The organism is Snodgrassella sp. ESL0304, assembly GCF_013344995.1.
GTDB lineage: Bacteria > Pseudomonadota > Gammaproteobacteria > Burkholderiales > Neisseriaceae > Snodgrassella > Snodgrassella alvi.
This window is the reverse complement of sequence record NZ_JAAEDR010000013.1, coordinates 126,587-153,539: the sequence shown is the minus strand read 5'-3', so window position 1 is coordinate 153,539 and position 26,953 is coordinate 126,587. Positions and strand designations below refer to the sequence as shown.

Below are 26,953 nucleotides of genomic sequence, written 5' to 3'. Positions count from 1 at the left end.
ACTGAGTAAGCATGATTCAGGTAATCACAACAGGGCAAATAACTAATGGTTACATGTAATGCACAGCGGCGTGCTGTTTTAGGTGCGCTTGTTTTATTTCTTTCTGCCTGCAGAATTAGTAGTCGAAAAATAGTTCAGTCTGGTACTCAACCCCGTCTGGCTCCTATTCGAATTACTAAAGTCAGTCATCAGGCAGGGAGTCAGGAATTGCTGTTGCATAGCATGAGTCTGATAGGTACACCCTACCGTTATGGCGGCAGTAGCCGGGGTAGCGGATTTGATTGCAGTGGTATGGTGCAATATGTTTACCAGCAGGCATTGCAGGTAAATCTGCCTCGTACCGCACGTGATATAGCAGCTGTTTCCGCCCCGATCCGCACAAAAGATTTGCAGGTTGGGGATTTGGTGTTTTTCAACACTTCGGGACAGGCTTATTCACATATGGGGCTGTATATTGGCAACGGTGAATTTATTCATGCGCCTTCCAGCAGTGGTGTTATTCGCACGGCCAGACTGGACCAGCCCTATTTTAGCCAGCGTTTTACAGGTGCACGCACGCTGTTTGCCCGCTGAATAAAATTAATTATTCATTTTGAATTTAATAATCACGATATAACAGGACAACAACATGAGTGAGCAGGATTTAGTATTGGTACTTAACTGTGGCAGTTCTTCAGTAAAAGCCGCAGTAATGGATTTAGCCGAAAAAGAAGTTTTAATGAGCTGTCTGGCTGAAAAAGTAGGTAATACTGATGCTTTCATCACCTTTAAAATCAATGGTGAAAAACATAAACACGCTTTAACCGGCAATCATGATCACGTTGCAGCTGTAATGGCTTTGCTGGAACAGTTAAAAGATCTGGGCTTATATGACCGTGTCAAAGCTATCGGCCATCGTGTCGTACATGGCGGCGAACGATTTACCCAGTCTACAGTGATTACTCCTGAAGTAATGCGTGATATTGAAGCCTGTATTGTACTGGCTCCGTTGCATAATCCTGCTCATATTCTGGGCATTCAGGCAGCACAGCAGGCGTTTCCTGAGCTGCCGCAGGTAGCAGTATTTGATACAGCATTCCATCAGACTATGCCACCGCATGCTTATCATTATGCTATTCCGTCAACACTGTATACCCGTTACGGTGTACGCCGTTATGGTGCGCATGGTACCAGCTACCGTTATGTTGCTCAGGAAACCGCAGCATTTTTGCGCCGTGATATTAATGAAATGAGCATGGTGATTGCTCATCTGGGTAATGGCGCCTCTATTACCGCTGTTAAAAACGGTCGTTCACAGGATACCAGCATGGGGCTGACCCCGTTGGAAGGTCTGGTTATGGGTACCCGTTGCGGCGATATCGATCCGAGTATTTTCTCTTTCCTGGCCGCGAATGCCAAAATGAGCATTGATGAAATTACCGAAATGCTGAACAAAGAAAGCGGTATGCTGGGTTTATCCAATCTTTCCAACGATTGCCGTATGCTGGAAGAAGCTGCTGCCAACGGACACAAAGGTGCCGAGCTGGCTCTGGATGTATTTGCCTACCGTCTGGCTAAATATGTAGGCGGTATGATGGTTGCCTGCGGCAGTCTGGATGCATTGGTATTTACCGGTGGTATTGGTGAAAACTCAACTACAATGCGCGAAAAAGTAGTTAATTATCTGAATGTATTTGGCATGATTCTGGATCATGATGCCAATATGGAAGCCTGCTTCGGTACACCGGGAGTAATTAGCACAAAAGACAGTAAAGCAGCAGTTTTGGTTATTCCGACTAATGAAGAGCTGATGATTGCTCAGGATACTGCCCGTTTAACAGGGATGCATGTGTAAAGAAATGAATTCGAAACAGTGAAATAACTGTGAGATATTCTTAAGACTTTTAAAACAGGCTTTGTATGATTACAAAGCCTGTTTTTGTATAACATTTTATTTATTTAAATAAATACTTTAATATTTCATAAAAAATATAAAATCAGATATCAACTAATAATGAAAAAGGAATCCGTAAGATGGATTCCTTGAGAAGCAGATATTATAAATAAATAACTATTTATAAATTATTTTCCCCAATATGAAGAAATAATTGCCTGCTGATTAAATTGCATTTTTTGATTATCTGTCGTGGCAATATCATGAGTACTCGCAGTAAAACTCGACATGGCATTTACTAACTGTTCAACTTGTGAAGCATAAATTTCCTTACCATCAGCAGTGGTTATACTATACTGACGGTTATATTCAGAAACAAACCAGCTTTTTACAGTAACCTGATCAGAAGTACCGATATGACTGATAATTAAATCATTTCCGTTTTGACTAAACCATAATTCTCTGCTGCTATAGTCTTTGAAGGCAAGAATATCGCCTTGTTGTCGGTTTATTGCTATATCTTCAACAACATCTCTGCCATGATTAGCGTTGAAAACATATAAATCTTTTTCAAAGTTACCGCCGAAAAGATAATCATCGCCGGCACCGCCATTCAGTATATCGTAACCTTCTTCTCCAAAAAGTGAATCATTACCTTCTTCACCATAAAGGGTATCGTTACCCTGTCCTCCATAAATGTAATCATTGCCCTTACCGCCATAAAGAATATCATTCCCTTTTTTACCATTGATAATATCATTACTGTCCCAGCCGGTAAGTACATCATCATTATCAGTACCCTCCAGTACAAATGTCATTTTTGCAATATCAATTGCAGTTATTGTTTTATCTTCAAAGATAAAATTAAATGCACGTGTATTTGCATAACCGGAGATGAAGAAATCAGTAAGAGTAACTGAATCATTATTGCCATAAGCCTGTATGACTAAATTGTTTCCTGAACGGCTGAATCTGGCATCAGCAGCAAAAGCTTTTTCAAATTTAACATCATTATAGTTATTGCAATCGGAAGATAAGCTTTTATCATTGATAATGTCATTACCGTGACCTGTCTGAAAGATATAGAGGTCTTTTCCTTCACCGCCAGCCATAACATCATTACCAGTACCACCAATCATAACATCGTAGCCTTCTCCTCCCAGCAGGATATCGTTACCATTGCCGCCAATAAAAATATTATCTCCCTGGGTGTCTTCCAGATAATCGTCACCGTCGCCACCATTAAGAATATCGTTACCATTGCCGCCGTATAGCTTGTCATTGCCGGCTTCGCCGTTGAGTATATCGTCGCCGTTACCGCCATACAGAATATCATCACCCAGCCCGCCATTAATAATATCGTTACTATCCCAGCCATGTAGTACATCATTACCATCAGTACCATTCAGAACCAATGTCATCTGGGCAATTGCTTCCGCCGGAAGAGTGATATCCGCAAAGATAAAGTTAAAAGCGCGTGTGTCTGTACTATCTGGTTTAAAGAAGTCTGTAAGAGTAACCGAATCCTGATTACCATAAGCTCTGATAATTAAATTATTTCCTGAACGGCTGAAAATGGCATCTTTGAAGAACGCATTTTCAAATACAACATCATTGTACTTTTCATGATTTCTGTCTTCATAACCTTTATCATTAATAATGTCCTGACCGTGTCCTGACTGAAAAATATAACGATCTTTTTCCCAATCACCGCCATTTAGAATATCATTACCTGTACCACCGTCAAGAATGTCATATCCGGTATTGCCAATCAGCGTATCGTTACCATTACCGCCGATAAGAATGTCATTTCCATCTCCGCCATCGATATAATCGTCACCGTTTCCGCCATCTAAATAGTCATTACCATTATCACCGCTAAGAAAGTCATTTCCATCGCCGCCGTTAAGAATATCATTTCCATATCCGCCGTACAGCCTGTCATTACCCAGTCCGCCATTAATGATATCGTTGCTGTCCCATCCCTGCAGTTCATCATCACCGTCAGTACCATTTATGATAAATGTCATTTTTGCAATATCGACTGCAGTTAATGTTTTATCTTCAAAGATAAAATTAAATGAACGTGTATATGAGTTATGAGTGATAAAGAAATCGCTAAGAGTAACGGAATCATTATTGCCATAAGTCTGTATGACTAAATCGTTTCCAGAACGGCTGAATCTGGCATCTGCAGCAAAGGCTTTTTCAAACTTAACATCATTATAACTATTACTATCAGAGGACGAGCTTTTATCGTAGATAATGTCATTACCGTGGCCTGTCTGAAAGATATAAAGGTCTTTACCTTCACCACCAGCCAGAACATCATTACCAGTCCCGCCAATCAGGACATCATAGCCATCATCACTACCAAGCAGAATATCGTTACCGTTGCCGCCTATAAGTACATTATCACCATGTTCGCCAACGATATAGTCGTCGCCATCGCCGCCATTAAGAATATCGTTACCATTGCCGCCATATAGTTTGTCGTTACCGGTACCACCGTTAAGAGTATCGTCGCCGTTTCCGCCATACAGAATATCATTACCAGCTCCGCCATTAATAATATCGTTACTATCCCACCCATGCAGGACATCATCGCCATTAGTGCCATCCAGTGTGAATGTCATCGCTGCGATATCATTGCGATATAAAACTTTATCGGCAAAGATAAAATTGAAAGCACGGCTATCAGCATTATCAGTATTAAAATAATCCGGAAGGATAACAGCATCTGTTGCACCATATGCTTTGATTACCAGATCATTACCGGAACGAGTGAAAATAGCATTAGCTGCTTTAGCCTGCTGAAAAATAAGATCATTGTACTGAGATACATCATATTCATTACCTTTATCTTGTATGATGCTCTGTCCATGACCCGGCTGGAAAACATAGCGATCTTTTGTCCAGTCGCTCCCGGTTTGTATTTTTTTAACAGTTTTAATCATTTCTAGATCCTTATAGGTTTTCAAAAATAAATATTAAAATTATTTGTATGTAAATATTTTATAATTCAAATAATATGTTTTTTTAAATATAAATATTAATAATTTACTAATTTGTTGCGGTAGATAATAAACTATATTATTTATATATTAAAATTTATTAATTTATAATTATATATTTTGATTTATATTTTGTCTGTATCTGTTTAAAACTGTTGTATTTTTATTTACTTTGATATTGTTTCAGGTTCATATTTAATTGAGTATTGATAACCATAAAAAGATAGGTTGATTTATATATTTATGAATTTTGTTTTTAAATTTTCTACTGTTACTATATCTAAATATAAGGAAATTTACTTTAAAACATTTAGGTAAAATATTTTTAATACATTAAAAATATTTAAATATAAAATCAATATAATGTCAGAACGTATAAATATAATTCAATTGTCTAAATAATACCGATTAAATATTAAGTTCTAAAAAATATTTATTTGAGATTTTTTACATGAAAATAATTTAAAATTAAATTTTATATATATAAAATGATATTATTAAAAATAGTGAATTAGTAATCAGTATTAAATTTAAATTTGATAATACTGAGATTTTTATAATCCATTATTTATAGTCTTTTAATTAAAAGATTAGATTTAGATAAAGCAAATATTAGTATTTATATAAATACTTATAAGAATATGAGTGTTAAGCTGATCGAAACGAATATCAATTTTGTGGATAATGCTAATGTAATATTTTATAACTTGAGTACTTCTTCACCGAAATTCCGTACCTTTTGCCAGTCGGTATATTCAATATGGGCATCCAGACGGGTTTCACCTTTATTCAGTTTCATAACCAGACGCATCATGTAGCGGTCGAGCAGGTTGTATTTGGCATAGTGCAGCTCTCCGGCAAAAATTCCAATTAACTGAGGGCGCCATGGGCTTTTGGTAAAAAATTTACGTGTGTAGGTATGTGTTTGCGGTGTACTGCGATGAGGTTTGTTAGCCAGTATGCTAACGCTGAAAAAGGCACTTGGGGTGTTGCTGAGAATTTGCTGATGGCGTTCTATCCAGCGTGCCAGTTGAGAGGCGTAGTGTCCGTACCGGATAGAGGCACCAATGATGATCTTATCGTATTCCCCCTGCTGAATAAGCGGATCATCTGCAAGATTAATCATATCAACTGTGATACCGGCAGCAGTCCATTGCGCTTCAAGTGTTTGGGCAATTTTAAGGGTATAGCCAAAACGGCTGCTGTATACAAGCAGATATTTCATGGTGTACAGATTCAGATAAATAAGGCTTATCATATCACGTCTGCCGGTTTTTACTCAGGGTAATTATTTAAAGCTGATTTTGTTTATTCAGGTACAAGATATTGGCTTTTTTACTGCGCGGAGACTGGTACAATGGCGGCTGTTTTTGGAGATATATATGAAAGCCAGTCAGTTTTATATTTCAACATTAAAAGAGGCTCCGGCCGAAGCGGAGTTAGCCAGCCATAAGCTTATGCTGCGTACCGGGATGATCCGGCGTCTGGCCAGCGGATTGTATACTTGGATGCCGATGGGGTTGCGGGTACTACGCAAGGTTGAACATATTGTGCGGGAAGAGATGAATCGTGCCGGTTCGATTGAATTGCTGATGCCGGTAGTTCAGCCGGCTGAATTGTGGCAGGAAAGCGGCCGCTGGGCATTTTATGGTAAGGAATTATTGCGTATTACTGATCGTCACGAACGTGAGTTCTGTATGGGGCCAACTTGTGAGGAAGTAATTACGGATATTGTGCGCAGTGAAATTCGCAGCTACAAGCAGTTGCCACTGAATTTTTATCATATTCAGACTAAATTCAGGGATGAGGTACGGCCACGGTTCGGGGTAATGCGTGCCCGTGAGTTTGTTATGAAAGATGCTTATTCATTCCATACTTCATTTGAATCATTGCAACAGACTTATCGGGATATGTTTAATGCCTATTGCCGCGTTTTTGACCGGCTGGGACTGGATTATCGTCCTGTGGCAGCAGATACCGGCAGTATTGGCGGAACGGGTTCGCATGAGTTTCAGGTTCTGGCGGAAAGTGGTGAGGATGTTATTGCCTATAGTGATATATCTGACTATGCAGCTAATGTTGAGCTGGCTGCTACTTTGCCATTATCAGGAGAGCGCCGGAGTGCAGGGCAGGCTTTAAGCAAAGTTCACACGCCGAATGTACGCAGTATTGAAGATTTAGTGGCATTTTTAAATATTCCGGTTGAGCAGACTCTGAAATCGCTGGTTGTTGAGGGTGAAGAAGAGGGAACGGTAGTATTGCTGCTGGTTCGCGGAGATCATCATCTGAATGAAATCAAGGCTGAGAAGCTGGCAGGAGTAAAAGTACCGTTAACTATGGCTTCTGTGGCAGCTATTGAAGCAGCTTTCAATGGCGCACATGGTGGTTCGCTTGGTCCTGTGGGCTTTAAGGGTAAGGTATACGCCGATTTTGCTACTGCAAAATCTGCAGACTGGGTAATTGGTGCTAATGAAGACGATCATCATTACACAGGCTTTAATTTTGGCCGTGATGCAGCAGAACCGGAATTTGCTGATTTACGCGAAGTAATCGCCGGTGATCCTAGTCCGTGCGGAACCGGAAGTCTGAAGCTGGCCCGCGGAATTGAGGTTGGCCATGTGTTCCAGTTACGGACTAAGTATTCTGAAGCTATGCAGGCTACTGTTCTGGATCAGAACGGTAAAAATGTTGTGCTGGAAATGGGGTGTTATGGTATCGGGATTACGCGTGTGATTGCTGCGGCAATTGAACAGAATAATGATGAACGCGGTATTATCTGGACAGAAGCTATGGCACCGTTTACGGTGGTGATTGTGCCGATGAATTATAAAAAGTCAGCTGATGTAAAAGCTGCCGCAGATAATTTGTATGCGCAATTACAGCAGGCCGGAATAGATGTGCTGCTGGACGATCGTGATGAACGTTCCGGTGTATTACTGCATGATTCTGAGCTGATTGGTATTCCGCACCGGATTGTGATTGGTGACCGTGGTCTGAAAGCGGGTAAAGTAGAGTATCAGGCGCGCAGGGATACTGAAGCTACTGAGCTGGCCGTTGATGCAGTAGTGCCGCATATTTGTGCTTTATTCAGCCGTAATTAATATTTTACATGTGTACAGACCGGATGTTGTGCGTCTGGTTTTGGCTGATTATTTTTAAAAATAATAATCTGATTTGATAATGTAATTATGGTTGCAGTTTGAAGATTAACGAATAAAAAACCAGATTTTGCAATCTGGTTTTTTATATTATTTAAGTAATTCGCCCGGAATCTTGCATACCGGAATCGGGTTGATTTTATGTTGCATGGCACGATGATAACGTTCATAAATAGCAAATACTTCGCGCTCGCGGCCGGTAAAATCGTCTATTTTATGGGTATCGTAAACACTCATTGCCCATTCGAGCTCAGGATAGGTTGCACCAATCTGCTCTTCATCGGTTTTATCGGCATCCCATAATCCATCCGTAGGCGGAGCATCAATAATATTCTGATCTATGTTCAGTTCTTCAGCCAGTGTATATACCTGGCTTTTAAGCAGATCGGCAATCGGGCTGAGATCTACGCCGCCATCGCCGTATTTGGTAAAGAACCCGACGCCGAAATCTTCTACTTTATTACCGGTTCCGACCACAAGCAGGCCGCGTTCCTGAGCGTAGTAATATAGTGCAATCATGCGCAGGCGGCTGCGTGCATTGGCCAGTGCCAGCTGGGTTTGTTCATCTTTATTGTCGCCAATGTCTACCGCCATGGTAAATGAGTCAAAGGTGCGGGTAAGGTCTACCCAGTGTTCTTCTATGTTGTTATAACGGCTTTTCAGCTGACGAATATGCTCCTGTGCCCGTGCTATCTGATTAACTTTCTGATGAATAGGCAGTTCCAGTACTAATGTGGGCAAGCCTGTTCTGGCAGCAAGAGTAGAGACTACGGCAGAATCGATACCGCCGGAAACGCCTACAACAAAACCTTTGCATTTTGCCTGAGTGGCATAATCACGTAACCAGTTAACAATATATTCAATGATGGCTGCTGTTTGCATGGTGTATTCTTTCGCTGATTATTGAGCAGGATTAATATACTTCTTTAAGCTTTGCCTTGCAAAGGGTCTGTTGCGACTGTTGCTGCCGGCTTATGTATTTAATCTGATTGGGCAGTAAGTGGTATATTAGGTTAGAATAGGTATAGTTTGTTAATGTCTTGTGACGGAAAAAATAGTTATATGCAGGATATGGTGCCAGCTGAAATCCGCTTAAGTCAGAACCGGCAGAGATTACGGCTGGTCTACGGAGCAAAAACATATGAGCTTGAGGCTGAGTTTCTGCGGGTATTTTCACCCAGTGCTGAAGTGCGCGGTCACGCAGCGGGGCAGGAAGTATTACAGACAGGTAAGCGTGATGTAACGATTACTGCTTTGTCTCAGGTTGGTAATTATGCTTTGCGTATTGCATTTTCAGACGGACATGATACAGGGTTGTACGACTGGGATTATTTGTATGATCTGGCTGTTCGTCAGGCAGAACTCTGGGCTGGTTATGAAAAGCAGTTACTTCTTGCCGGCGCCAGCCGTGACCCCGACTGATTTGCGGTTATTCGGATGCAGGCAGCCGGATAAGTTTATTTGGGCAATATTTAATTCTGAAAGTGTGGTATGAGCGATCACAAAACTCATTTTGGTTATCAAACTGTTGATGAAGATGAAAAAGCGGGTCGTGTTGCCGGTGTATTCCATTCGGTGGCCAAAAACTATGATGTGATGAATGATGTGATGTCCGGCGGTTTACACCGGATCTGGAAGCACTTTACCATTACCACAGCTCCGGTACGTAAAGGCGATAAGGTACTGGATATTGCCGGTGGTTCAGGTGATTTGTCGCGCGGCTGGGCCAGACGGGTAGGACGCAGCGGTGAAGTCTGGCTTACTGATATTAATTCTTCTATGCTGACAGTGGGCCGGGATCGTTTACTTAATGAAGGGCTGGCATTGCCGGTGGCGCTGTGTGATGCAGAAAAACTGCCTTTTCCGGATAATTATTTTAATCTGGTGTCGGTATCGTTTGGTTTGCGTAATATGACGCATAAAGAAGTGGCACTGGCTGAAATGTATCGCGTTTTACAACCCGGCGGTACTTTGCTGGTACTGGAATTTTCGCATGTATTCAAGCCGCTCAAGCCGGTTTATGATTTATATTCATTTAAGATGCTGCCGCTGATGGGTAAGCTGATTGCTAAAGATGCAGACAGCTATCAGTATCTGGCAGAATCAATCCGTATGCATCCTGATCAGGAAACGTTAAGAAAAATGATGCTGGATGTAGGATTTGATAGTGTGAATTATCATAATTTAACCGCTGGCGTGGTGGCTTTGCATAAAGGGGTTAAGTTTTAGTTTGTCAGTTGACACTGTGTTCAGGCTGCCATATGGTGGCCTGATTTGTTTTATATGTGACTGGGTAATGTTATGAGTGAAATTGAACAATTACAGCCGCAGCCGGTATGGCAGTGGTTTGCGCGTTTGTGTGCGGTACCGCGTCCGACATTTCATGAACAGGCTGTGCGGGAAATGCTGGTTAAGGCAGCACAAGAATATAGTCTGAAAACAGATATTGATGCTAAGGGAAATTTGCGTATTTGCAAACCTGCCACTGCGGGTATGGAAAATTGTGTGCCGGTAGCCATTCAGGCGCATATGGATATGGTAGCACAAAAAGGCGCTGATTCGCAGCATGATTTTCAGCGTGATCCGGTGCAGACCCAGATTAAAGATGGCTGGGTTTGGGCTAATGACACAACCCTCGGTGCTGATAATGGTATTGGTCTGGCTATGGGGCTGGCAGTAATATTCAGTGAAGGTATTGCGCATCCTGAATTAACGCTGATTGTTACGGTTGAAGAAGAAATCGGTATGGGCGGAGCAGAAGCGCTAAGTGCGGATTGGTTGCAGATGCCCTATCTGATTAATCTGGATACCGAAGAAGCGGGTGAGATTTTTATCGGCTGTGCCGGTGGTCGTGATGCCAGTATGACCTTACCTCTGAACTGGCAAGCCGGTAAGCTGTCTGCATGTACTGTTCGGGTGTCCGGTTTGCGTGGTGGTCATTCAGGCGTGGATATTGATAAAAATCATGCCAATGCTAATGTATTGCTTGCACGGGTGCTGTCTGGTTTGTATGCACAGATACCTTTTGCTCTGGGTTCATGGCAGGGTGGCGAGTTGCGCAATGTAATCACACGTGAGGCTCAGGCTGTGATTGGCCTGGATGCTGATACAGCACGTGCAGCTGTTGCACCAATTGCTGCTGTTATTGCTGCAGAATGGGCAGAAGAAACACAGTTAAATATTGAAGTCTTACCGGCAGAGGATCTGACTCAGGCCGCTACTCTGGAAAGTACTCAAAAAGCGCTTGATTTGCTGCTGGCTGTGCCCAATGGTGTAATGCGTATGAGTGAGCAGTTTAAGGGAATTGTGGAAACTTCTTCTAATATGGGGGAAGTGAAAACCGGAACCGATGGTTTACTGATACATTGTCTGATGCGTTCGCTTCTGGAAACCCCTAAAGATGAATTCAGTTTGCGTCTGGCTGCATTAGCGCGGATGGCCGGGGCAAATCTGGAGTTAATAGCAGATTATCCGGGCTGGGCACCGAATGCAGACTCTTCTTTACTGAAACTAACCAGCACTATTTTTGCCCGTCACTATGGTAAACAGCCACCGTTGCAGATTATTCATGCCGGACTGGAATGCGGGATTCTCAGTGGTAAAGCACCTCATCTGGATATGGTGTCATTCGGACCGACAATACGTGCAGCACATTCTCCTAAAGAACGGGTAGAAATTAAAGCTGTGGCTGAATGCTGGTCTGTTTTGCTGGATTTACTCAAATCTATACCGCCACGGCAGTAATCAGGTTGCCGGTTGGTACTGAAAAGGCATGGCTGTGACATGCCTTTTTGCTATTTTTTTGCTGCTATTCTTCGTAAACAGGGTATAGTAAGCCTTAGCCGGTTTGTACCGGCATAAATAATTTCGGTTCTGACTATTGTTAATCAGAATGAATTACTTTTACAATGGCCCATATATTTTTGTCCGGACAATCTGCCGGATCAGGAAGTGAGTTTTATGGATACTCAACAAAATAGCCGTCGTAATTTTCTGCGTGCCGGTGCTGCTTTTGCAGGTGCCGGTCTGTTGCAGGCTTGTCGCAGCAATCCGAAGCCTGACGTCAAAACAGCATCAACACCTAAAGTACCTGTGCAAACCAATAATAATCTTAATACTATGCGTATTTTTGCCTGTTCCGGATTTGGTGAAAGTGTCAGCCGAAGTGAGCTGGCAGCCCAGCGTCTGGCTATAGCCGGTTTTGCCGTGAGTAATCAGCAGGCGTTTATGCGTCGCTATCAGCGTTTTTCTGGCAGTGATGCTGAGCGTGCTGCAGATTTGCAGGATGTTGCTATCGGCCGGGTACCTGTACCGAAGGTACTGATGGGGCTGCGTGGCGGATACGGGGCGATGCGTATTTTGCCTCTGGTTAACTGGTCTTCTCTGGGTGCAAGAATGCGTGAGCAGGGTACATTACTGTATGGCTACAGTGATGTTACTGCTGTGCAACTGGCATTGCTGGCTCAGGGGAAAATGTGCAGTTTTGCCGGACCAATGCTGTATAGTGAGTTTGGTAAACCACAGATGAGTTTATTTACCACCCGTTCTTTTATTGAGAACAGCTGTAATCCGAAAATGTCAGTTACAGTTGCCGATATACAGAATTATCAGATACGGGCTGAGGGTATTTTGTGGGGAGGCAATCTGAGTGTGTTGTCTGCGCTCGCCGGCTCTCAATTTATGCCACAGGTGAATGGCGGTATTTTGTTTATTGAAGATGTGGGTGAACAGCCATACCGGATAGAACGCATGCTTCAGACATTGTATCTGAGCGGAGTACTTGCACGACAGCAGGCAATTATTCTGGGTAATTTCCGTATGGGCTCGATTCGTGATGTCTATGACAGTAGTTATACTTTGAATTCTGTGATTCAGACGATGGCAAGGCTGACAAAGGTTCCGGTACTAACCGGATTTCCTTTCGGGCATATTACCGATAAGGTTACCTTTCCCCTGGGCGCCAAAGCAAGTTTGTATTCTACCAATAATGGTGGTTATCAGATTGATTTCAGTGATTATCCGGTTTTGAATCCTTCTGTACTGGCTTTAAATACGCTGCTTCCGCAACCGCCTGCCGTTGAGGGACTACTTAACGGATCTACTGCGCCTGCTAATGATTCTTCATCTGAAACCGAAGATACGATGTAATTATTCTGGCAGTAATTTGTCAGCTTGAGTTTTCAGCTGATTTATTCTGGCTGCTCCAGCCATTTGATAATTGCCTGATTGTCAGCCGGAGCCTTGAGCTGACTGAGGGTATAGCGGTTCAGGGAATGATAAAAGGCTCGCTGCGCTTCGCTGAATAGTCGGGGAAGATAGCAAAACTCTGCCATTGAGCATGGGGGTTGCCGGCAGTTGATTAAATGAGGGGTCTCTGATGAGGCCAGCTCCAGTGCCTGAACAATATCACCCAGTTTGAGCTGATAGCTGGAGTCAGCCAGTTTTATACCGCCTTTTCTGCCCTTAAAGGAATCAATCCAGCCGCTCTGCGCCATGAAATATACAATTTTTACCAGATGATTTTTAGATACGCTGAGCTGTCTGGCCAGACTTTCTACGGTAGAAAGTCTGTTCTCAGGCAGGTATTGTAAAGCTAATAATACGCGTAAGCCTAAATCGGTAAAACGGTTTAATTGCATGGCAGACTGTCAGACTAATGGAAGGTTAATTTTGCCTGTTTTCAGCTGCCATGAAAAGATTTCGTTTAAATAATTTTAAAATGGTTATTATGCTGCCAGCTGGCTGAATCCGCCTGTACCGAATAATTCCATGAAAATCTGGTTTTGTGGTATTTGTAAATCACGCAGAGCCTGATATTGTGCATGCATAAATTCTATCGGGCCGCAAATATAATAGTCTGCATCAGCAGGCAGTAGTGAGCTGTCCAGTTCGGATAAATTCAGACGACCAATTTTATCAGCCGCTAATTCTTTACCCGGGTTTTCACAGGCCAGATAGCTGCGCAGGTTAGGCATGCTTTGCTGCAATTCGGTGATATGCTGGTGCATTGCCAGTACATTACTGTTGCGGCAGGCATGAATAAAACTGATTTGCTGATGCGGATTTTCTTCTGCGGCAAGGGTATTCAGAATAGCAATCATGGGTGTGATACCAACACCTGCGCTAATCAGAACAGTATTTTTATGCGGATGGTGGAGTATAAAAGTACCTGTCGGGTTGGTTACTTCCAGTTCATCACCGATTTGGTAATGCTCATGCAGAGTTGTAGACACATAACCTTCAGCATGTTGTTTGTCACCAATTTCTTTTTTGACGCTGATGCGGAAATAGTTCGGATGATTGCTGTCGGAAAGTGAGTACTGACGCGGTTGCCGGATGCCTAACTGAGGTACCATAACCCGAACGGAAATATACTGACCGGGCTTATACTCCGGCAGCGGACTGTTGTCTGCCGGTTGCAGATAAAAAGAGGTAATCTCGCTGCTTTCAATCTGCTTATCAACTATTTTAAATTTTTTCCAGCCATTCCAGCCGCCTTCAGTTTGATCTTGTTTCTTATATAGATTTGCTTCTGTGGTAATAAGAATGTCGGCCAGTTGCTGATAAGCGGCAGTCCATGCTTCTATCAGTTCGCTTTCCATGGGGACGTTCAATACCTCACTGATGGAGTGCAGCAGATTGGTACCAACAATTGGATACTGATCCGGCTGAATATCCAGACTGACATGCCGGTGAGCGATCTGACTAACTGCATCGCCGAGGTTCTGTAATTTGGTAATGTTTTGAGCATAAGCCAATACTGCACTGGCCAGTGCATGTGGTTGCGCATCATTGCGCTGGTTGCCAAGGTTAAATATTTCTTTCAGGTCGGAGTTATTGGTGAGCATCCTGTTGTAAAAGTAGCGGGTTAGTTCAACGCCGTGTTCCTTTAGGGTTGGAATAGTAGACTGAACCAGTTCGATTTGTCTGGTAGTAAGTTGCATGATTGTTCTCCCGAAAATTTTGTATAATTTAATATGTATATAAAATACATATTTTATATTAGGCTGCTTAATAGCGGCTGTCAATAAATACTGAATCAATTAAATGAATGATTTTTCTATTTCAATCTGTTCGGTATTGCTATTAAGGGATGAAATGCGGAAAGTGGCGCATAGATTGGCGAATATGAGTTAAACTGTCTGCTATTTTGGTTGTGGTATTTCTGGTCATTCCGGCTGTTATCCAGAATAGGGTGACTGGCTGTTGTGACTGATGAAATGAGCAGGATATCTGAGGAATGCTAAATTTATGATGATCCATCCGAATTTTGATCCAGTACTGATACATCTGGGTCCTCTGGCCATTCGCTGGTACGCATTAAGTTATATTGTTGGTTTTTGTTTGTTTATCTGGCTGGGACGCAGACGGATTAAAAGCGGGCAGACCATATTTACCAATGAATTGCTGGAAGATTTATTTACCTGGGGTGTATTCGGCGTGATACTGGGCGGGCGTCTGGGCTATGTGTTGTTTTATCAGTCTGCGTACTATTTCAGTCATCCGCTGGATATTCTGAAAATCTGGCAGGGTGGTATGTCGTTTCATGGCGGCTTTATCGGAGTGCTGGTCGCCATGTTGCTGTTTGCCCGCAAACACAAGATTAAATTCTGGGCAGTAGCCGATTTTGTGGCGCCGCTGATACCGCTCGGACTGGCATGCGGCCGTATCGGTAATTTCATTAACGGCGAGCTGTGGGGACGTGTTACCAGTGCTGATGCTTTCTGGGCGATGGGTTTTCCGCACGCGCATGATGATGATGTGGCGCTGGTGAAGCAGGATCCGCAACAATGGCTGCCGGTATGGGATAAATTTCAGATGCTGCCGCGCCATCCTTCACAGCTGTATGAATTTATGCTTGAAGGAATTGTGCTGTTTGTGATTATGTGGCTGTTTACCAAAAAACCTCGTCCGCTGGGGCAGGCATCTATGCTGTTTTTACTTGGCTACGGTGTATTCAGGTTTATTGTTGAGTTTGCGCGTGAACCTGATGACTATCTGGGTTTGCTGGCGATGCATATGTCTATGGGGCAATGGCTCAGTCTGCCGATGATTGTGATTGGCGCAGTCGGATTCGCTTATACTTGTAAAAAAGCAGCTTAAACTGAATTTATAAAGCTGTTAAAGCCGCAATAAAATATATTTATTGCGGCTTTAATCATTGGCAGACATGTTTTACGGTGTTTTTGTACTAATATATTTTACGAAAAAGAAGAAATGAAAAACTTTTACGAAGATAATATGATATTTGCCCAGCGCATAAATGAAATAGTTGAGCTATTAGGCAATCCCAATGTTGTGGCTAAAAAGGCTGGAGTAACTGCATCATCAGTATTTAGATGGCTACGGGGAGAATCTGATCCATCTAGAACAAATTTAATACGACTTGCTGATGCAGCCAATGTAAATATTGCTTGGCTAGCAACGGGAGAGGGTAAAAAATTTAAAAATACACAGGAATCAAATACAAGCAATATTCAAGTAACAAAATCAACTGTCGATGTTTCAGGAAAACGTGTAGATATTGATGATTTTGTTTTTATTCCAGAATATGATATTAAAACCGCATTAAGTTATAAATTTATATCAAATGATGATGAGCCTGTCCCGACAATGGCTTTTCGCCGAAGTTGGGTAATCAATTTTTTGCATGCAAATCCACGTGATTTATCAGTAATAACCGTCCAGGGTGATTCAATGGCTGATTTACTCTATGATGGTGATAAATTACTAATTAATCATTCAAGGAATCAACCGGCAACTGGTTTATATGTTTTAAGAATTGGTGATGAGTTAATTGTTAAACGTACTCAGCTGCTCCCTGATGATAAATTATCAGTTAAATCTGAGAATAAAGCCTATGACCCGTTTACAATTAATTTAAAAAACTTGGAAAATAAAATTGAAATTGTGGGACGCGTTGAATGGTTTTGTAGAAAAATTTAACTATACGTTTAAATATGTTTAAATATGTTATAAATTATATTTAAAATATTTTAAAGAATGTACAATTTTTACCTATTTTGAGATAAAAGAAAAACTTAAATTTAAGCGCAGAAAAAACGGCTAAACTGCCTGTATTTCAGATATTTCAGCCGTTTTTTTATTTGCAGTGTACAGCTTTAAAAGATATCCCCTTACACACAGAAGGGTAATTAATCTTTACAGGCTGTCTTTGTGTGCCAGAATCCGCCGGCTGCCGCCCAGCTCGGCAGGTGAAACAATACCTGCGGCTTCAAGTGCTTCCATCAGATTTGCTGCACGGTTGTAACCAATGCGCAGATGGCGTTGTAAAGATGAAATAGATGTTTTACGGGTTTCCAGTACAAAGGCTACCGCCTGATCGAATAATTCGTCACTGTTGGCGTTCGGATTAACCTGATTAACATTAGTCTGAGCAGCCTCTCCCGATAATAAGCCTTCTACGTATTGGGCAGGAGCCTGCTGTTTAATGAAGTTAACGATGGCATGAACTTCATCATCGGAGACAAATGCACCATGCAGACGGGTGGGTTCAGCCTGACCGGGCGGTAAAAACAACATATCACCTTTACCCAGCAGGTTTTCAGCACCCATCTGATCCAGAATGGTACGGCTGTCAATTTTGCTGGATACCTGAAATGAAAGCCGGGTGGGAATATTGGCTTTAATCAGTCCGGTAATCACATCAACGCTCGGGCGCTGTGTTGCCAGTATCAGGTGGATACCGGCAGCACGGGCTTTTTGTGCCAGCCGGGCAATCTGCTGTTCTACTTTTTTGCCTTCTACCATCATCAGGTCAGCCAGCTCATCAATAACAACCACGATATAAGGCAGTTTATCCAATGGTTCCGGATCGTCCGGATTGGTACTGAATGGGTTAACCAGTGGCGTTGATGCTACTTTGGCAGCTGCTACTTTGTCATTAAAGCCGGTAATGTTGCGTACTCCGACATGCGCTAACAGCCGGTAACGTTTTTCCATTTCGGTAACACACCAGTTGAGTGCCTGAGCTGCTTCTTTCATATCGGTAACTACCGGAGCAAGCAGATGCGGAATGCCGTCGTATACGCTTAATTCCAGCATTTTCGGGTCTACCATGATAAAGCGTACTTCGTCCGGCTGTGCTTTGTATAAAATCGACAGAATCATGCAGTTAACACCGACAGATTTACCAGAGCCGGTAGTACCGGCAACCAGTAAATGCGGCATTTTCGCCAGACTGGCAATCACGGGTGCACCGGCAATATCTTTCCCCATAGCCATGGTTAATTTATCAGCGGCTTCATGAAAGATTTTTGCACCCAGTATTTCTGACAGCAGAACGTTTTGGCGTTCTTCATTAGGCAGTTCAATGCCCATTGTGGTTTTACCGGCGATGGTTTCTACAACACGTACGCTTTGTACTGAAAGGGAGCGGGCCAGATCTTTATTAAGATTGACTATCTGGCTGCCTTTTACTCCCTGCGCCGGTTCGATTTCATAGCGGGTAATAACCGGGCCGGTAGTGGCACTGGTCACTTCTACTTCAACGCCGAATTCTTTTAATCGGGATTCGATGTGTGCAGCCGTTTGCTGCAAAAGCTCGCTGTTAACCACAGCAGGCTGACCGGAAGGTTTGCTGAGTAATTCTGTATCCGGTAAATGAATCAGACCATTATCACTTTTTACTATAGGTTCAGATACCGGTGCCGGTTCTGTTAAATCCTGTGCAACGGGTACTTCTGTACGTACAGCCACGGTTTTACGGTTGCTGGTAGTAAGCTCGGGCGGTTCGATATTTTTTGCTGTAATATTTTTGGCCTGTCTGACTACACGCCGGACGGTTTTGTTGTTAGGAAATTCGGTAATTAACCGCTGCGGCCGGCGCAGTAATTTGCACCAGAACCATTCAAACTGTGCACCAAGTTTTTCGATTACGGTTAACCACGATACCTGCAATAACATTGACAGCCCGATCAGCATCATAAATATACTGATAATCAGACCGCCGGTCATACCGAAGAACTGATGTAATAGTTTTCCGAAACTCTGCCCGGTTAAACCTCCTGCACCAATAGGCAGAGCATTTTCAAGCATACTGGTAAATACCAGATTTTCCAGGGCAGGGCTGAAAACCAGAAGTACAGCTAAACCACTCAGAGCCAGCCAGCTGCTGTAGGGTTTACTGTCAACGCTGGTGTTAAGAGAACGTGCATTGAGCGGACGAAAGCTTTTATACAGAGCGATAATGGCAGCAATAATTAACCACCAGACAGATAAACCGAAAATGTAGTAGCCAATATCAGACAGCCATGCTCCGGTAAGACCAGCCAGATTATGAGTTTTATTAATTTGTGCAATACCGCGTGACCATGCCGGATCAGCCATATCAAAGCTGGCTAATGACAGTATGACAAACAGGGTAATCATCAGTGCCAGCAGCCAGAAAATATCATTAATGAGATTCATTAACCATGGCTGTCTGGGTTTGCTGATTTCCTGTGGTTTGAGTTTTTTCGGTAACTGCTTGCTCGGAGCAGTTTTTTTTCGTGTTGTGGCCATAAATGTTGCAGCTTAATTTGGTATTTTTATCAGAAATTAACTGGTTATTATACGTTCTGTCAGGCTCTGTATCTGATATTAGTAACAGGATTTAACGGTTTTTTGCGGAGTATCAAACCCAGTAACCGCAGCCGGGTATACGTGCACCATGAGCACCCGTAGCATGATGAGTGGCTACAGGCTGACGCTGATACCAGCATGCAGCCAGCCAGGCAAAGGCAGAAGCCTCAACCAGTTGTGCCGGAAGTTGTAAAGTATCGGTGCTGTATAGAGATATCCGGTGTAAATCAAGCTGCTGTGCCAGTGTTTGCATCAGAAGCAGATTTTGCGCCCCGCCGCCACATGCATATACGCTGCCGGCATCAGGTGCGGCATTTATAATGGCGTTTACTGCACTGTGTGCGGTTAGTTCAAGCAGAGTGCGTAATACATCTGCGGGATTTTCCTGTCCGTTAAGATACTGGCTGAGCCAATCGAAACTGAATAAATCACGGCCGGTGCTTTTGGGGTAAGGCTGGCTGAAATAGGCATGGCTGAGCATGGCTTGCAGCAATGGCTCAATTGTCCGGCCTTGTGCGGCCAGTGTGCCGTTAAAATCAAATTCCTGCTGCCAGTTTTGCTGTACCCATGCATCCATCAGCATATTGGCCGGACCGGTATCAAAGCCAAATGCCTGCTGGTGTGGTTGCAAAACACTGATATTGGCAATGCCGCCCAGATTCAGAACCACACGGCATTGCTTTTCATCAGCAAAAACTGCCTGATGGAAGGCCGGTACCAATGGCGCACCCTGACCACCGGCAGCCAGATCGCGGCTGCGAAAATCACCTACTGTTGTGATACCGGTAAGTTCGGCCAGTAGTGCCCAGTCCATTAGCTGAATACTGTAATGCTGTTCCGGTACATGACGTATGGTCTGACCGTGACAGCCCAGTGCTGTCACGGCTCGTGCTTCAGTTTGTGCTGTAGTGAGCACTGTACTGACAGCCTGCGCATTCAGGTGTGCCAGCTGCTGTGCCAGTACGGCTGCCTGTGCCAGTTCGTTCTGCTGTGGTATTTGTAATGATAATAGCTGCTGCCTGAGTGTTTCCGGGTAGGCGACGAATGCATGTGCACAGACACCCAGCCATTGAGTACCGGAAAGTTTGGCCAGTACGGCATCAATACCATCCATGCTGGTGCCTGACATCAGGCCGATATAGTATTGAAAAGAAGGTGTGCTGTTCATCAGGCGAAAGTAGCCATTACCGGTGCATGATCACTGGGGCGTTCCCAGCCGCGGGCTTTGCTGTCTATCTGTACTTCACGCAAAGCCGGCAATAACGCATTGCTGATCAGTATATGATCTATGCGTAAACCAAGTTTGCGTTTAAACATATTCATACGATAATCCCACCATGTATAGTTTGTGCTGTCCGGGTAAAGATAATACAGACTGTCTGTTAATCCCAGATTCAGCAACTGTTGAAACCAGCTGCGTTCCTGTGCTGAACACAATACTTTGTCCTGCCATTTTACCGGGTCATAAACATCTGTATCGTGTGGTGCGATGTTAAAATCGCCCAGCAATATGGTTTTGGGATATTGTGTCAGCTCAGTGTTGATATAGTTATTCAGTGCCGCAAACCAACGCTCTTTATAGGCAAATTTTTCGCTGCCTACAGCCTCACCATTGACGCAATAAGCACAGATAATTCTGACATCATTAACCGTTGCCGCAATAATACGTTTTTGCGGTTCATTCAATTCGTGGATATCAACTGTTACGTCCTCAAGAGGCTGTCTGCTGAGTATGGCAACGCCATTATAGGTTTTTTGCCCGTTCCATGCTGCATGATAGCCAATTTGGGTAAAATCAGTTTCCGGGAATTTATCCTGCTCAAGTTTCAGTTCCTGCAAAGCCAGTATATCCGGCTGGTTTTCTTCGAGCCAGCGCAGCGTATGCGGCAGACGCACATTGAGGGAGTTCACATTCCAGGTGGCAATTTTCATGATGGATTCTGTTTCAGCAAAACGGGTATTGTATGCGTAAAGTTTGGTGAGTTCCAGAGCAGATACCGCTATCAGTTAATCCAGCTGGGCAATGGTAACATTCAGATTACGAAAGCCGGATAACTGCTTATCCCAGTGATGCTGTTTCTTTTTGAAGTCAGCCAGTTCACGTGCATTCAGTGTGCGGGTCGGCAGGGCAACGCTGGTCGGATTTACCGGCTGTCCGTTAATCCGGACTTCGTAATGCAGGTGCGGGCCGGTAGAAACGCCGGTACTGCCTACGTATCCGATAATATCACCAGCCTGTACATGCTGACCAACACTTAGATTGGCAAAAGCACTCATGTGTCCGTACAGGGTTTGCATGCTGTCGTTGTGCCGCAGCACAACTGCATTGCCATAGCCCCCTTTGATACCAAAGCTTTCAACAGTACCATCCGATGGGGCATGTATGGGTGTTCCGCTGGCAACAGCATAATCGATACCGCTGTGCATACGCAGAGTTTGCAGTATCGGATGAAAACGTGTACCAAAGGGGGAGGAAATCCGTGCACCATCGACTGGTACACTGGAAAATCCTTTGCGCAAAGGTTTACCGTTTACATCATAGTACTGGCCGTTACCATCATTACCGGTATCGTAATAATAGGCATGATAAATATTGCCATTGTGGCTGAATTCTGCTGCGCGTATATCACCTGTTGCCAGTTCCTGACCGCGATAATACAGGCTGTCGTAAATCAGGCGGATAGTATCGCCACTTTGCAGCGAGTTAATATCAATTTTGTCTTTGAAAATTTCACGCAGTGATTCTCTGATTTCTACCGGAATACCAGCTTGTGCCAGTGCTCCGCGTGCAGAGGTTTTAACGACAACGGCTTTAAATGTCGGCAGGGTTTCAGTATCCACTGCGCTGATATCGGCATTCCAGTTATTACCGGTTTTTTTCAGTGCTACCAGATTTTTTTCGCCATTATCATCATCATTAAAAAATTGAATATCGGTGAGGAGGCCATTGTTATCCGTACGGATACTGAAAACCTGATTGACTTGTAAATGCTGTACCTTATTTTTGATGATGTTAAGACTGGTAATGCGCTGAATTTCATCTGCACTGATACCAAAGCGGCTTAGTACCATGTTAATCGTATCGCCGGGCTGGACGATTTCGTCCCGCCAGAAATTCTGTACAGGCGCCTGGGTTTTAATGTTAACCGGTGCCAGTTTAAGTGTTATATGCTTTGGCTGATAACGATCTGAATTGTGTTTACGGCCGGATATGAGTACAACCAGTATAATCAGAAGCAATACGATTGCCACGGCAATACCACACCAGAGTTTTGGTTTGGCGGCTATTTTCTGTTTGAACTGCTTAAACAAGGCTGATGATTGAGTTAACAGGGACATGGTTGTGTATCGGGCAATCCATCCTAAAACAGGTAAATGTAAAACTATTTATCTGAAATTACCAGTGTCAGAATAATTTTTATGATTGATTTTGTGTTTGCTGTTGTAGTTGTCTTGCCCATCGGGACAGACTGATATTCAGTTGCTGTAAACATGGCTGTAGCAGGGTGTTTACGGAAGTAGCTACGGCTGAATTGTGATTAGGCTGATAAATAAATAGTTGATACAAATCTGACAGCATGATTTTATCCGGATCTTTTTGCAATATCCAGCCGTCAGTACAGTAAGCAATATAATGCTGCTTTTCGAGTTTAGAAAGTATCTGGTCTAAATGTTTATCACTGATTCCGAGCTTTTGCTGCAACAGACAGGATTTGACAGCCTGTCCTTGTTGCTGAGCTGTTACCAGTTGATACAACAGATCAAGTGCATTTTCAAATGGCTGATACTGACGCAGATGGCGAAATCTGTCCTGATGCCAGTAGGGCAAAGAAGAGGTAAGTACAGCACCGGCAAGTAACAGCAACCATAATAAATTCAGCCAGATTAAAAAAACCGGTATTGCTGCAAATGCACCATATACTTTCTGATAATTGCCGAAATAGGTAACAAAAATAGCAAAGTCGCGCCGCAATAAATCCAGCCCTACTGCTGTGATGAAAGCACCCAGCAGAGCATGCTGCCATTGAACAAAACAAAATGGTACCAGTTTATATAATAAAAACAATAAAATGGTGAATAGCGCCAGATTGGTGATAATTTTAAAAAGTGTGCTGTAAAACGGTATCTGATTGGCCATATTGGCCGGATTAGATAATAAATTAATAAAAGACAGGCTCATCCCCAGCACTACCGGTCCGAGGGTTAGCAGTGCCCAGTAAATCAGAATACGAATCCATAGTGGTCGCTGATCGCGTGCCTGCCAGATTTGATTAAATGCATGCTCAATTGTCTGTATCAGCATCAGTGAGGTAATAATCATAAAACTGATACCGACAGCAGTTAATCCGCTGGCTTTATCTCGGAAGTCATACAGATAGTCACCGACAGAATCGGCACCGGCTGCCGGTACAATAATATGGGTCAGAAACTGATTAAAGCGTGTGGCCATATCTGCAAACATGGGAAACGCGTTAATGACAATAACAGTAATGGTAAAAAACGGTACCAGTGCCAGCAGCGTAGTAAATGTCAGGCTGGCGGCAATAAGCGGCAGCTTGCAGCGCTGATAGTTATGCGCAACAAACAATAAAAACTGTGGCAGGCGCTGCTGTAAATATTTGCTTTTAAATAATTGTATATTCATGGCGACTCCTCACATGGCTGATTGTAACCAAAAAGAGCAGACGGCGCAGACTTTCCGTGCAGGCTGGTCAATTTATGACACTTACGGCACAATAATAGCTTTCAGACAATCTTCAAGGAGCAGTATATGGCCGATTTACCTATTCTGGTGGTGTATTACAGCCTGTCAGGCAGTACCCGTAATCTGGCACTGGCACTGGCTCGAGGTGCAGACAGTGTGGAAGGGTGTGAAGCTTTGTTACGCACTGTACCGAAAGTATCGGCTGTATGTGAAGCAACAGCAGCGGAGATTCCGGATGAAGGAGCGCCTTATGTTACTCTGGATGAAGTTCAGAACTGTGCAGCGCTTGCTCTGGGCAGTCCGACGAGGTTTGGAAATTGTGCTGCACCGGTTAAATATTTTCTCGACAGTACCAGCAGCCTGTGGCTGGCGGGAAGTCTGATTGGCAAACCAGCCTGTGTATTTACCAGTACCACCAGTTTGCATGGTGGTCAGGAAAGTACGCTTTTAAGTATGATGACTCCGCTTTTGCATCACGGCATGCTGTTGTGCGGTATTCCGTTCAGTGAACCACAGCTTAATGGTACCCATAGTGGCGGAACACCTTACGGTGCCAGCCATGTGGCTGGTCATAATAATAATACCCAATTGAGTGCTGAAGAAGAGGCACTGGCGTTTGCGCAGGGTAAGCGGCTGGCTGAACTGGCGCTGCGTCTGAAACGCTAAAATTAATATCAGGAATAATCATGAGTTACCACACCAATCTAAAGAGTGAAGCTACTTTACCGACTATTTACCGTCATCGCTCCATCCGTAAATTTACTGAAGAAGCTTTAACGGATGAGCAGCGTGAAGCGATCTGGGAGGCCGGTCGTGCTGCTTCTTCATCCAGTTTTATGCAGAGTACCCAGATTATTCGCGTCACAGATGCAGAAAAACGTGCGGCTTTATGTGAAGTTGCAGCCAATCAGAAATACGTACGTACTGCTGCAGAATTCTGGGTATTTTGTATTGATTACACAAAACACAGGCAGGCTTTTCCTGAAGCCCAGCTGGACTGGACTGAAGGATTAATTCTCGGTGCTGTGGATGCCGGTATCATGGCACAAAACTGTCTTCTGGCAGCTGAATCAATGGGCTTGGGCGGTGTGTATATTGGTTCTCTGCGTAATAATGTCGTCCGTGCGGCAGAAATACTGGCGTTGCCGCCATTAACTTTTCCGCTGTTCGGCATGTGTATCGGGCATCCGGCTCAGGATCCGATGTATCGTCCCCGTCTCCCTCTGGAAACACTGGTGAGTGAAAACCGCTATAAGGCACTTGATGCAGCCAAACTGGCTGCTTATGATGAACAGCTCACTGCTTATTATAAAGAGCGCAGTGGTCTGGATCTGAACTGGAGTAAGGCTGTGACTAACAATTTTTCTCAGCCTTTACGTCCGCAGATTCTGCCATTTTTGCATCAGCAGGGGCTGGCGAAACGTTAAACAGACTGAATAAAAAATAACCGGTTTTGCAGGATAATTACCCGCAGAACCGGTTTTTTATTTAAATGTAGAATTACCGCTGCTGACGCATGGATAAAATACTTTCACCCAGTGCCTGACCAAGTCGCTGATAACCTTTTGAGGTAAAGTGAACACCATCATTGCGGGCCAGTCCCTGATTAATCCATGGTTTCATACTGCATTCACCACCCATTACAGCCTGCCAGTCCCAGAAAAATACCTGCTGGCTTTGTGCCACTTCTTTTTGCATTTCCTGTAATTCAGTGAGTTTTTCCGGTCGTACGCCGCATGAGCCGGCTGTACTTTTCAGGCTTTCCGGTGCACCAAGAATCATAATGGCGCTGTTGGGTGAGGCCGCACGAATGCGGTTAATAGTTTCAATCAGATTTTGTCTAACGGTTTCAATCTCAACTCCGTTATAGGCTTCGTTGGTACCGTAGGCAAGAATAATCAGGTCAGGAGCAATAACATTCAACTCCTGCTGCCATGCCTGAGTATTCCAGCGTTGCCACTGAGTAAGCTGGGCTCCATTAATTCCCAGAGCAGAAAATACCACACCCTGACGGTTTTGATTACGTACCCACCAGCCGCCTATGGCTGTCTGAAAATTCATACCGGCGGTAACGGTAATCGGAAAACGTGCATTAAACTGACTGAAATGCCATTGATTGTCTTTGGGTTGTGCGCCAAGTTCAATCTGTTTACCATTACTGTCGGTAATCGTTAAATCTTCATCATTCGGTCCCTGACGGATAGTGACGGTAACCGTTTGTTCGGCTTCGGGCTCTCCACGTGTTTTGATGGTCATCACAGCCCCCACAGAAGGAACAGCTACCAAACCGCCAAGTGCATAATTCTGGCTGGTATCGGTACGGCTGGAGATAGCCTGCCAGCCCTGATTCTGATAGGTAAAACGCGCCAGACGTAAACCCGGAAACTGAGTCGGCATAGCCCAGCCGGGACCGCCATTGCCTAATTGCTGCTGTAAATACATACGGGCAGCATCAGTAAGGTAATCCGCTGCTGTATGTGAATCACCGATTTGTACTATATTGATGCTTTTTTTCTGTAATGCCTGGGCTATCTGAGCAGCATGATTATTCTGCGAAGATGCTGATACCTGTTTGCGGCCAGATTTTGCCGGAACCGGATCTGCTGAACAGGCCATGATC

At 43.7% G+C, this 26,953-nt stretch carries 23 protein-coding genes; 11 read left to right on the top strand and 12 right to left on the bottom strand.

The window, feature by feature from the left end:
* Window positions 1–45 precede the first annotated feature (45 nt).
* A complete protein-coding gene (locus tag GYX91_RS06435; protein ID WP_174830284.1) occupies window positions 46–573 on the top strand; it encodes a C40 family peptidase in 528 nt (175 codons plus the stop codon).
* A gap of 55 nt (window positions 574–628) precedes the next feature.
* Complete coding sequence (locus GYX91_RS06430) at window positions 629–1,834, top strand: acetate kinase (protein ID WP_025330927.1); 1,206 nt, start codon at window positions 629–631, stop codon at window positions 1,832–1,834.
* Window positions 1,835–2,061: 227 nt separating this feature from the next.
* Here GYX91_RS06430 and GYX91_RS06425 read toward each other — a convergent pair whose 3' ends face one another.
* Complete coding sequence (locus tag GYX91_RS06425) at window positions 2,062–4,830, bottom strand: calcium-binding protein (protein WP_174830282.1); 2,769 nt, start codon at window positions 4,828–4,830, stop codon at window positions 2,062–2,064.
* Window positions 4,831–5,587: 757 nt separating this feature from the next.
* Window positions 5,588–6,145: a menaquinone-dependent protoporphyrinogen IX dehydrogenase gene (gene hemG / locus GYX91_RS06420; RefSeq protein WP_084550182.1), complete on the bottom strand. Its 558-nt coding sequence runs from the start codon at window positions 6,143–6,145 to the stop codon at window positions 5,588–5,590.
* 124 nt (window positions 6,146–6,269) lie between these two features.
* Between hemG and GYX91_RS06415 the strand changes: the two genes are divergently transcribed.
* Window positions 6,270–7,988, top strand: a complete 1,719-nt coding sequence (locus GYX91_RS06415; RefSeq protein ID WP_174830280.1) for a proline--tRNA ligase — start codon at window positions 6,270–6,272, stop codon at window positions 7,986–7,988.
* 147 nt (window positions 7,989–8,135) lie between these two features.
* On the opposite strand, the gene nadE is transcribed toward GYX91_RS06415, so the two are convergent.
* A complete protein-coding gene (gene nadE, locus GYX91_RS06410) occupies window positions 8,136–8,927 on the bottom strand; it encodes an NAD(+) synthase (protein ID WP_100115482.1) in 792 nt (263 codons plus the stop codon).
* Window positions 8,928–9,080: 153 nt separating this feature from the next.
* On the opposite strand from nadE, the gene GYX91_RS06405 reads away from it, so the two are divergent.
* From GYX91_RS06405 to GYX91_RS06390, 4 genes are all read left to right on the top strand, one after another.
* On the top strand, window positions 9,081–9,467 hold the full coding sequence (locus tag GYX91_RS06405) for a gamma-butyrobetaine hydroxylase-like domain-containing protein (protein ID WP_232346179.1): 387 nt from the start codon (window positions 9,081–9,083) through the stop codon (window positions 9,465–9,467).
* 69 nt (window positions 9,468–9,536) lie between these two features.
* Window positions 9,537–10,274: a bifunctional demethylmenaquinone methyltransferase/2-methoxy-6-polyprenyl-1,4-benzoquinol methylase UbiE gene (gene ubiE, locus GYX91_RS06400; protein WP_025330921.1), complete on the top strand. Its 738-nt coding sequence runs from the start codon at window positions 9,537–9,539 to the stop codon at window positions 10,272–10,274.
* A gap of 72 nt (window positions 10,275–10,346) precedes the next feature.
* Window positions 10,347–11,789 (top strand): aminoacyl-histidine dipeptidase, encoded by a 1,443-nt coding sequence (locus GYX91_RS06395; protein ID WP_174830278.1) that lies wholly within the window; start codon window positions 10,347–10,349, stop codon window positions 11,787–11,789.
* Between the two features lie 216 nt (window positions 11,790–12,005).
* Window positions 12,006–13,193, top strand: a complete 1,188-nt coding sequence (locus GYX91_RS06390) for an LD-carboxypeptidase (protein WP_100125374.1) — start codon at window positions 12,006–12,008, stop codon at window positions 13,191–13,193.
* Window positions 13,194–13,234: 41 nt separating this feature from the next.
* On the opposite strand, the gene GYX91_RS06385 is transcribed toward GYX91_RS06390, so the two are convergent.
* The 3 genes from GYX91_RS06385 to GYX91_RS06375 form a co-directional block, all read right to left on the bottom strand.
* Entirely contained in the window at window positions 13,235–13,684 is a 450-nt protein-coding gene (locus GYX91_RS06385; protein ID WP_100125375.1) for an Rrf2 family transcriptional regulator, read from the bottom strand.
* A gap of 87 nt (window positions 13,685–13,771) precedes the next feature.
* Window positions 13,772–14,989, bottom strand: coding sequence for an NO-inducible flavohemoprotein (hmpA, locus tag GYX91_RS06380; RefSeq protein WP_174830277.1), 1,218 nt, complete (start codon window positions 14,987–14,989; stop codon window positions 13,772–13,774).
* A gap of 142 nt (window positions 14,990–15,131) precedes the next feature.
* Window positions 15,132–15,308, bottom strand: a complete 177-nt coding sequence (locus tag GYX91_RS06375; RefSeq protein WP_174830275.1) for a hypothetical protein — start codon at window positions 15,306–15,308, stop codon at window positions 15,132–15,134.
* On the opposite strand from GYX91_RS06375, the gene lgt reads away from it, so the two are divergent.
* The gene (gene lgt / locus GYX91_RS06370; protein WP_174830273.1) at window positions 15,297–16,148 is read left to right on the top strand and encodes a prolipoprotein diacylglyceryl transferase; all 852 of its coding nucleotides are present in this window, start codon (window positions 15,297–15,299) and stop codon (window positions 16,146–16,148) included. The two genes, GYX91_RS06375 and lgt, sit on opposite strands and share 12 nt — an antisense overlap.
* Window positions 16,149–16,262: 114 nt before the next feature.
* On the top strand, window positions 16,263–16,991 hold the full coding sequence (locus tag GYX91_RS06365) for a helix-turn-helix transcriptional regulator (protein WP_084550191.1): 729 nt from the start codon (window positions 16,263–16,265) through the stop codon (window positions 16,989–16,991).
* A 216-nt stretch (window positions 16,992–17,207) separates the two neighbouring features.
* On the opposite strand, the gene GYX91_RS06360 is transcribed toward GYX91_RS06365, so the two are convergent.
* The 5 genes from GYX91_RS06360 to GYX91_RS06340 all read right to left on the bottom strand — a co-directional run bounded on the left by GYX91_RS06360 (window position 17,208) and on the right by GYX91_RS06340 (window position 24,273).
* Window positions 17,208–19,568, bottom strand: a complete 2,361-nt coding sequence (locus tag GYX91_RS06360; protein ID WP_174830271.1) for a DNA translocase FtsK — start codon at window positions 19,566–19,568, stop codon at window positions 17,208–17,210.
* Window positions 19,569–19,680: 112 nt separating this feature from the next.
* Window positions 19,681–20,796, bottom strand: a complete 1,116-nt coding sequence (locus GYX91_RS06355) for an anhydro-N-acetylmuramic acid kinase (protein WP_174830270.1) — start codon at window positions 20,794–20,796, stop codon at window positions 19,681–19,683.
* Window positions 20,796–21,560, bottom strand: a complete 765-nt coding sequence (xth, locus tag GYX91_RS06350; RefSeq protein ID WP_174830268.1) for an exodeoxyribonuclease III — start codon at window positions 21,558–21,560, stop codon at window positions 20,796–20,798. The genes GYX91_RS06355 and xth overlap by 1 nt, the downstream gene beginning before the upstream one ends.
* Before the next feature lie 75 nt (window positions 21,561–21,635).
* On the bottom strand, window positions 21,636–22,967 hold the full coding sequence (locus GYX91_RS06345; protein WP_174830265.1) for a LysM peptidoglycan-binding domain-containing M23 family metallopeptidase: 1,332 nt from the start codon (window positions 22,965–22,967) through the stop codon (window positions 21,636–21,638).
* A 79-nt stretch (window positions 22,968–23,046) separates the two neighbouring features.
* Entirely contained in the window at window positions 23,047–24,273 is a 1,227-nt protein-coding gene (locus GYX91_RS06340; RefSeq protein WP_174830263.1) for a YihY family inner membrane protein, read from the bottom strand.
* A 126-nt stretch (window positions 24,274–24,399) separates the two neighbouring features.
* Here GYX91_RS06340 and wrbA point away from each other — a divergent pair, with 126 nt between their 5' ends.
* Complete coding sequence (gene wrbA, locus GYX91_RS06335; protein ID WP_078475740.1) at window positions 24,400–24,999, top strand: NAD(P)H:quinone oxidoreductase; 600 nt, start codon at window positions 24,400–24,402, stop codon at window positions 24,997–24,999.
* Between the two features lie 20 nt (window positions 25,000–25,019).
* On the top strand, window positions 25,020–25,760 hold the full coding sequence (nfsA, locus tag GYX91_RS06330) for an oxygen-insensitive NADPH nitroreductase (RefSeq protein ID WP_110414299.1): 741 nt from the start codon (window positions 25,020–25,022) through the stop codon (window positions 25,758–25,760).
* Window positions 25,761–25,833: 73 nt separating this feature from the next.
* Here nfsA and GYX91_RS06325 read toward each other — a convergent pair whose 3' ends face one another.
* Window positions 25,834–26,949 (bottom strand): SGNH/GDSL hydrolase family protein, encoded by a 1,116-nt coding sequence (locus tag GYX91_RS06325; RefSeq protein ID WP_172397125.1) that lies wholly within the window; start codon window positions 26,947–26,949, stop codon window positions 25,834–25,836.
* Window positions 26,950–26,953 lie beyond the last annotated feature (4 nt).